This is a genomic window from Dietzia maris (assembly GCF_014144855.1).
Lineage (GTDB): Bacteria > Actinomycetota > Actinomycetes > Mycobacteriales > Mycobacteriaceae > Dietzia > Dietzia kunjamensis.
In genome coordinates, this window is the sequence record NZ_JAALDN010000535.1 from 1 (window position 1) to 6,316 (window position 6,316).

The 6,316-nt window shown below is 70.2% G+C and carries 8 protein-coding genes and 1 pseudogene; 7 read left to right on the forward strand and 2 right to left on the reverse strand.

Annotated elements, in window-relative coordinates:
* Positions 1-91: 91 nt before the first annotated feature.
* On the reverse strand, positions 92-982 hold the full coding sequence (locus tag G6024_RS15790; RefSeq protein WP_235027945.1) for an endonuclease domain-containing protein: 891 nt from the start codon (positions 980-982) through the stop codon (positions 92-94).
* 439 nt (positions 983-1,421) lie between these two features.
* Between G6024_RS15790 and G6024_RS15795 the strand changes: the two genes are divergently transcribed.
* The 4 genes from G6024_RS15795 to G6024_RS15810 all read left to right on the forward strand — a co-directional run bounded on the left by G6024_RS15795 (position 1,422) and on the right by G6024_RS15810 (position 3,997).
* A complete protein-coding gene (locus tag G6024_RS15795; RefSeq protein ID WP_159149135.1) occupies positions 1,422-2,456 on the forward strand; it encodes an aspartate-semialdehyde dehydrogenase in 1,035 nt (344 codons plus the stop codon).
* Positions 2,457-2,641: 185 nt separating this feature from the next.
* Positions 2,642-2,869, forward strand: a complete 228-nt coding sequence (locus G6024_RS15800; protein ID WP_061917071.1) for a hypothetical protein — start codon at positions 2,642-2,644, stop codon at positions 2,867-2,869.
* Positions 2,862-3,158, forward strand: coding sequence for a type II toxin-antitoxin system PemK/MazF family toxin (locus tag G6024_RS15805; protein WP_235027946.1), 297 nt, complete (start codon positions 2,862-2,864; stop codon positions 3,156-3,158). The genes G6024_RS15800 and G6024_RS15805 overlap by 8 nt, the downstream gene beginning before the upstream one ends.
* Positions 3,159-3,325: 167 nt before the next feature.
* A complete protein-coding gene (locus G6024_RS15810) occupies positions 3,326-3,997 on the forward strand; it encodes an enoyl-CoA hydratase/isomerase family protein (RefSeq protein ID WP_159149136.1) in 672 nt (223 codons plus the stop codon).
* Here G6024_RS15810 and G6024_RS15815 read toward each other — a convergent pair.
* Positions 3,987-4,184, reverse strand: a complete 198-nt coding sequence (locus G6024_RS15815) for a hypothetical protein (protein WP_157076978.1) — start codon at positions 4,182-4,184, stop codon at positions 3,987-3,989. The two genes, G6024_RS15810 and G6024_RS15815, sit on opposite strands and share 11 nt — an antisense overlap.
* 103 nt (positions 4,185-4,287) lie before the next feature.
* Between G6024_RS15815 and G6024_RS15820 the strand changes: the two genes are divergently transcribed.
* The 3 genes and pseudogenes from G6024_RS15820 to G6024_RS15830 all read left to right on the forward strand — a co-directional run.
* Positions 4,288-4,566 carry a hypothetical protein gene (locus G6024_RS15820; protein ID WP_061917080.1) on the forward strand — a complete coding sequence of 93 codons (279 nt, stop codon included), beginning with the start codon at positions 4,288-4,290 and terminating at the stop codon, positions 4,564-4,566.
* Complete coding sequence (locus G6024_RS15825) at positions 4,567-5,814, forward strand: cupin domain-containing protein (RefSeq protein ID WP_159149137.1); 1,248 nt, start codon at positions 4,567-4,569, stop codon at positions 5,812-5,814. It begins immediately after the preceding gene.
* Positions 5,815-5,906: 92 nt separating this feature from the next.
* A pseudogene (locus G6024_RS15830) lies at positions 5,907-6,316 on the forward strand (sucrase ferredoxin); the annotation flags it as partial.

The following is a 6,316-nucleotide window of genomic DNA, read 5'->3' on the forward strand; positions in this document are numbered from 1 at the left end:
AGAGGAATTCGCCTGTATCGCCCGAGTGGCTCAGTGCGAAATCCTCTGCTCGGCGATCACCCGCCGCGGCTCGTCGTCCGAATCGGTCGGTTCAGCCGCGAAAGCTCCCGTAGCCGCGGCGGTGGAGGGCTGCGCGCACGTGGGCCAGGATCTCGCCGGGGGTGCGGACGAGCGAGGTCGCGGTGACCACCTCGATGTACCAGCCGGCCGCCCGAAGCCGGTTCCGTCGGATCTCGTCCTTCGCCTGCTGCTCTTTCGTGCGATGGTCCCCTCCGTCGTATTCCACCGCCACCTTCAACTCCGGCCAGGCGATGTCCAGGCGATACCTGAACTCGGGGACCCGGTGCTGCAGGACGAATCCGGTCAGACCGTTCTCGAGTAGGAACAGCCGCGTCCGGGTTTCCCAGGGCGACTCGGCATCTGTGTCGACCTCCTCGATCCTCTCGAGAACAGTCCGGCGACCGCGGACGCCGTGCATGTCCTCCACCAGGGCCGGTAGGCGGCTGATCGGTAGGACGCCCATGGTGGTGGAGGCGTCGAGCGCGCAGATGGCCTCGACGCGCGGTTCGCGACGAGCGATGTCGAACAAGACCCACTCGGGGCTGGCGATGCGGATGTCGGGGGAACGTCCCGACGTCAGCACGTGGATGTGCTCGGGCGGGATCCGGTACTGCCAGCCCGCCAGCCCGGGCCGTTCGATCCGCCGGCCGGGCGCCACCACATCGTCCGCGAACTCGCGCGGCGGGAAGTCGTGCCCATAGAGCGTGGCTGCGATCCACCCGGTCAACGTCGCGTCCGGGTAGAGCGTCATGAGCGCTTCGGCCCGCGCCCAGGCGTCGACGTGCACGTGGTCCCGGACCCACAGTCCGTGGTGCAGGCGGGTGTAACCGCGGTTCGTGACGCGGCTTCCGGTCAGGTGCCGCAGGTCGCGGGTGCGGATGGGGGCTGTGCGGATGGGGGCGGTGCGGGATTCTGCGCTCACGGACCGTGACTCTGCCAAGCGGACGTTGACTGGCAGGGGCGCAGAGCAGGGATCCGCGTCGACCTGTGGATGGGGCCGAGGGGTGTGGATAGCGATGCCACGGCCTCTGGCCCAGGACGTCGACCCCCTCGGCGAGCACCGCGGTCCTCGCCGAGAAGAGGAATTTGCGCAACGCCACTCGGCCGATACAGGCGAATTCCTCCGGACGGCGAGGCCGGGGGGGCGAGCGACCGGATGGCGGGGCGTGCCCCGCCGCCCGCGCTCCGCGCCGGCCTCGCCTTGCGTGGTGTCTGTGCCCGAAGCGCGGCCGGGTGTGACGCACGCCGCTGTCGGAGCTGGGCGGCCCCGGTAGGATGGGGTACTGCCGGTCGGTCGAGCGCAGGGCGGAGAACCCGTCCGCGGCGGGCCGGGACGAGACTTTCAGGAGTTGACCTTTTCGATGACCACTGTCGCCGTAGTCGGAGCCACGGGCCAGGTGGGGCGCGTGATGCGCGCCCTGCTGGAGGAGCGGGACTTCCCGGCTGACAAGGTCCGTTTCTTCGCGTCCGCCCGGTCCGCCGGCACCACGCTGCCGTTCCGCGGTGAGGACATCGTCGTCGAGGACACCGCGGGCACGCCCGACGAGGAGCTGGAGGGGATCGATATCGCCCTGTTCTCCGCGGGCGGCACGATGTCGAAGGAGCAGGCCCCTCGGTTCGCCGCGGCCGGCGCCGTCGTCGTCGACAACTCCAGCGCGTGGCGCAAGGACCCCGACGTCCCGCTCGTCGTCTCCGAGGTGAACCCCGGCGCGGCGAAGAACCCGCCCAAGGGCATCATCGCCAACCCCAACTGCACCACGATGGCCGCGATGCCGGTGCTCAAGGCGCTGCACGACGCGGCCGGCCTCAAGCGCCTGGTCGTGTCGACGTACCAGGCGGTCTCCGGTTCCGGGCTCGCCGGCGTGGACACGCTGAACGATCAGATCACCGGCAATGTCGGCGCGGGCCACGAGTTGGTGCACGACGGCTCGGCGCTGAAGGTCGATGACCACGGCCCGTACGTCGCGCCGATCGCGTTCAACGTGCTGCCGCTCGCGGGTGGGCTCGTCGACGACGGGTCCGAGGAGACGGACGAGGAGCAGAAGCTGCGCAACGAGGCGCGCAAGATCCTCGACCTGCCGGAGCTGCGGGTCGCCGGCACCTGCGTGCGCGTCCCGGTGTTCACCGGTCACACGTTGAGCATCAACGCGGAGTTCGACAAGGACATCACGCCGGAGCAGGCGCGCGAGCTGCTGTCGAAGGCGCCGGGCGTCAAGGTCGTGGACGTGCCGACCCCGCTGGATGCGGCGGGCATCGACGAGTCGCTGGTGGGCCGGATCCGCCAGGACCAGTCGATCGAGGGCAACAAGGGCCTCAACCTCATGGTGGCGGGCGACAACCTCCGCAAGGGTGCGGCGCTGAACACCATCCAGATCGCGGAGCTGCTGGTCAAGTAGCGCACTTGCTGGTCGGGTGGCCAGTCGCGGGCTGAGTCGGTCGGGAGTACGACGACGACGAGGCCCCGCAGTCGCACACAGGCGAGAGCCGCCGCCCGGTCGCGCAGACCGGGCGGCGGCTCTCGTGCGTCGGGCGTGCGAGGAGTTCGCCGTCTCGGCGGTATGACCAAAGGCATACTTTCGGTATGTCCCACACGACGATCAAGGTGAGTCGCGACCTCCGGGATCTTCTGAAGAGGCAGGCCGCCGAGGAGCACCGCACGCTGGGCGACCATCTTGCGTATCTCGCCTCACTCGCCGAGAAGCAACGGCGGCTCAAGCGCCTGCGTGCGGAGATAGACGCGACATCGCCAGAAGATCTGGCGTCCTACCGCGAGGAATCCGAGTGGTGGGAGCGGGCGCAGGATGCCTGACCCGACTCCCGGGGAGGTCATATGGGTTGTCCTCGATCCCGTGGCGGGTCGTGAGCAGAGTGGTCGCCGGCCCGCGGTGGTGGTCTCGTCGCGCGCGCACATCTCCCTCGCCGATACTCTCGTGATGGTGGTTCCGGTGACGTCGGTGGATCGCGGATGGTCGAACCACGTCCTGCTCCGGGGAGACGTGTTGGATCGCGACTCCTGGGCGATGACCGAGCAGCGCGCACCCTTTCGCGCCAGCGTGTTGTCGGCCATGCCGGCCAGGTGGATGCCGGGACCCTGGTAGACATTCGCCGGTGGATCCAGGATTTTCTTGACGAGTAGCGGTCGACCGCACGGGGCGCCCCGGCGCGGCGAATAGTGAGGGTACGAACGCCTCGCTGCTCCGCGGGCGCCGAACCCCGGCCCCGCCTTCAACAGGCCCCACAACCCCACCACCCGAGAGGACCACGCATGACCCCGACCCTGACCCACCACGAGGACATCGCCGTCCTCACGCTCGGTAGCGACGAGAACCGCTTCTCCCCGGACCGGCTCGACGCGATCAACGCCCACCTCGATGAGGTCGAGCAGTCCGCGAAGGGGCTCGTCACCGTGGGGTCGGGCAAGTTCTATTCCAACGGCCTCGACCTCGACTGGCTCATGGCCAACTCGGACCGCCTGGACTGGTACGTCGGCCGGATCCACGAGCTGTTCTCGCGCGTCCTGACGTTCTCCCTGCCGACGGCCGCCGCGGTCAACGGGCACGCCTTCGGCGGCGGCGCGATGCTCGCGATGGCCCACGACTACCGGGTGATGCGCGACGACCGCGGCTACTTCTGCTTCCCCGAGGTGGACATCAACATCCCGTTCACCCCCGGCATGGCGGCGCTGATCCAGGCCAAGACGACCCCGCAGACGGCCATGACCGCGATGAGCACGGGCCACCGCTACCCCGGGGCCGAGGCGAAGGAGGCGGGCCTCGTCGACGCGACCGCTGCGGAGGCCGAGATCGTCACCGCGGCGCTCGGGCGTCTCCAGCCGATCCTCGGCAAGGACCGCACCACTCTCGGCGCCATCAAGACCACGATGTTCGCCTCCGTCACCGAGGCGCTGGGCCGGGGCCCCGGCGGCGTCAGCCTCTGACGCCCACCCGCCCCGGGTCGACCGCGAGCTCGGGGTGGCGCGGGGATAGATCGACGACGACAACGACAACGACAACGACGACGACAACGACGACGACGAGGACCGCCGCCGCTCGGAAACGATGCGGCCGCCCGGTCACGCCGAACCGGCGGCGGCTTCGGTCGTATAGAGGTCGGTCCAGTGCCATAGTGGAACTGCACGCCCCTCGTGTCCCGGCCTGCTGCCGGAACACGTGGCCAGATCGCACGACTCCCTGCAGGTTCACGCCTGCACCGACGAGAGGAACGCAGATGGCTATCAACGACGACGACATCACCACGTCCGGCGCTCAGGGCGAGGGCATCGCCGACGGCGGTTCCAACCCGGGCGGCCACGACGGCGGCGCCGACGGATCCGCCCACCACATGAAGGGCGAGGGCGAGGGCCTGGCTGACGGCGGTTCGAACCCGGACGGTCACGACGGCGGCGCGGACGGTTCCGCCGATGGCTCAGCGAACACCGGCGAAGGGGTGGCCGACGGCGGTTCCAACCCGGATGGTGCCGACGGCGGCGCTGACGGCACCCAGTAATTGCGGGCGCTTCATCGGTGCGTCGCGTGCAGCTCGGATGAGTTCGCTGCGGGGGTGTGGGGGCAGCGGCCCCTGCTGACCCGGGCGGCCGAGCTGCCACGCGACTACTCCGACCTGCTCACACCCGGGATGGTCGACGAGATCATCGCCGAACGCGGCGTACGCACGCCCTTCGTCCGGATGGCGCGGGAGGGCACGCTCGTCGACCGGGCGTGCTTCACCCGCTCCGCGGGGTTCGGGGCGCAGATCGCCGATCAGCTCGATCCCGACGGCGTGCTCACGCAGTACGCCGCCGGGGCGACGCTGGTCCTGCAGGGTCTGCACCGGTTCTGGCCGCCCATCATCGACTTCGTCCGGGGCATAACTTCGGACATCGGGCATCCGGTGCAGACCAACGCCTACATCACTCCGCCCGCGAATCGCGGGTTCGATCCGCACTACGACGTCCACGACGTCTTTGTGCTCCAGGTGTCCGGCACCAAGCGGTGGCGGGTGCACGAGCCCGTCCACCACCATCCGCTTGCGGATCAGCCGTGGACCGATCACCGCGAGGCGATCGCCGAACGGGCGAAGGACGAGCCGGTCATCGATACCGTGCTCGAGCCGGGGGACTGCCTCTACCTGCCGCGCGGCTGGGTCCACTCCGCCGAGGCGCAGGGCGATACCTCCATCCATCTCACGGTGGGTGTTGCCCCCTTGACCGGGCACGACGTCGCCACGGCGATGATCGAGGCACTGGCCTCGGAGGAGGAGCTGCGGGCGTCGTTGCCGTTCGGGCTCGCCCCGGTCGATGCCGCGCGCGCCGAGCCCCACGCCCGCGAGGTCCTCGACGTGCTGGCCCGGCTGATCGCCGAGAAGCAGGAGCAGCTCAGCGGTCTCGCCGGCGACGCGCTGGCTGGCAAGTACCTCGATCTCACCCGACCCGCTGCGATCCGCCCGCTGGCCACCCTCGACGCCGTTGCGTCACTCGACGCCGACACCCGGCTGCACCTGCGCGAGGGGCTCCACGCACGGGTGGACTGCACCGACTCCGACTCCGACGCTGACGCCGCCGCCGCCAATCCCGGCACGGTGGTGTTGAGGCTGCCCACCAAGTCGGTGACGTTCCCGGCGGTATGCGCTTCCGCCCTGCGCGCTGTCCTCGAGGGCGCTCCCGTGAGCGCCGGTTCGCTGCCCGGCCTCGATGCCGACGACGGACTGGTGGTCCTCCGCCGACTACTGAAGGAGGGTGTGGTGGTGGCGCTGTGAGCAGGCCTGCGGACTGGGAGCCGTGCAGCGACTCATCGTTGCGCCGCGGCGATCCCCTGGACGGGTCGGGCTCCCGGGGGTTGCGGTGGCTGATGGTCGAACTGGCCGGCCCGTGGGGGTATTCAGCGTTGCTCGACTCACCGGGCCTTCTTCCGCCCGAGCTGGGTCGCGAGATCGCCGGGCGTGCCCAGGAGGCTGACGTCCGGGTGGCCGCGATCCGCAGACCGGGTCGTCGTCGTCAGACCGATGCGCAACGCTGGCGGTGGGCGCTCGCGGACGCCCGGCCCGGGCACGAGTCGCTGCGGTGGGGCGAGGTCGACGGCCCGGTCGGGTACGCCGAGATCCCCCTCAACGGTTCCGCCGGCACCCCGTCAGCGGAGCCGCTGGTCGCCGTGTGCGCGCACGGCAAGCACGATCAGTGCTGCGCTGTGCGGGGGCGCAGCGCTGCTGCGCGGATCGCCGAGCGGTATCCGGAGGCGACCTGGGAGTGCTCCCACCTGGG

What these genes read in the sequence shown, in the direction of transcription:
- G6024_RS15795 (WP_159149135.1), top strand. Translation starts at nt 1,422, where the DNA reads ATGACCACTGTCGCCGTAGTCGGAGCCACGGGCCAGGTGGGGCGCGTG.
- G6024_RS15800 (WP_061917071.1), top strand. Translation starts at nt 2,642, where the DNA reads ATGTCCCACACGACGATCAAGGTGAGTCGCGACCTCCGGGATCTTCTG.
- G6024_RS15805 (WP_235027946.1), top strand. Translation starts at nt 2,862, where the DNA reads ATGCCTGACCCGACTCCCGGGGAGGTCATATGGGTTGTCCTCGATCCC.
- G6024_RS15810 (WP_159149136.1), top strand. Translation starts at nt 3,326, where the DNA reads ATGACCCCGACCCTGACCCACCACGAGGACATCGCCGTCCTCACGCTC.
- G6024_RS15815 (WP_157076978.1), bottom strand. Translation starts at nt 4,184, where the DNA reads ATGGCACTGGACCGACCTCTATACGACCGAAGCCGCCGCCGGTTCGGC.
- G6024_RS15820 (WP_061917080.1), top strand. Translation starts at nt 4,288, where the DNA reads ATGGCTATCAACGACGACGACATCACCACGTCCGGCGCTCAGGGCGAG.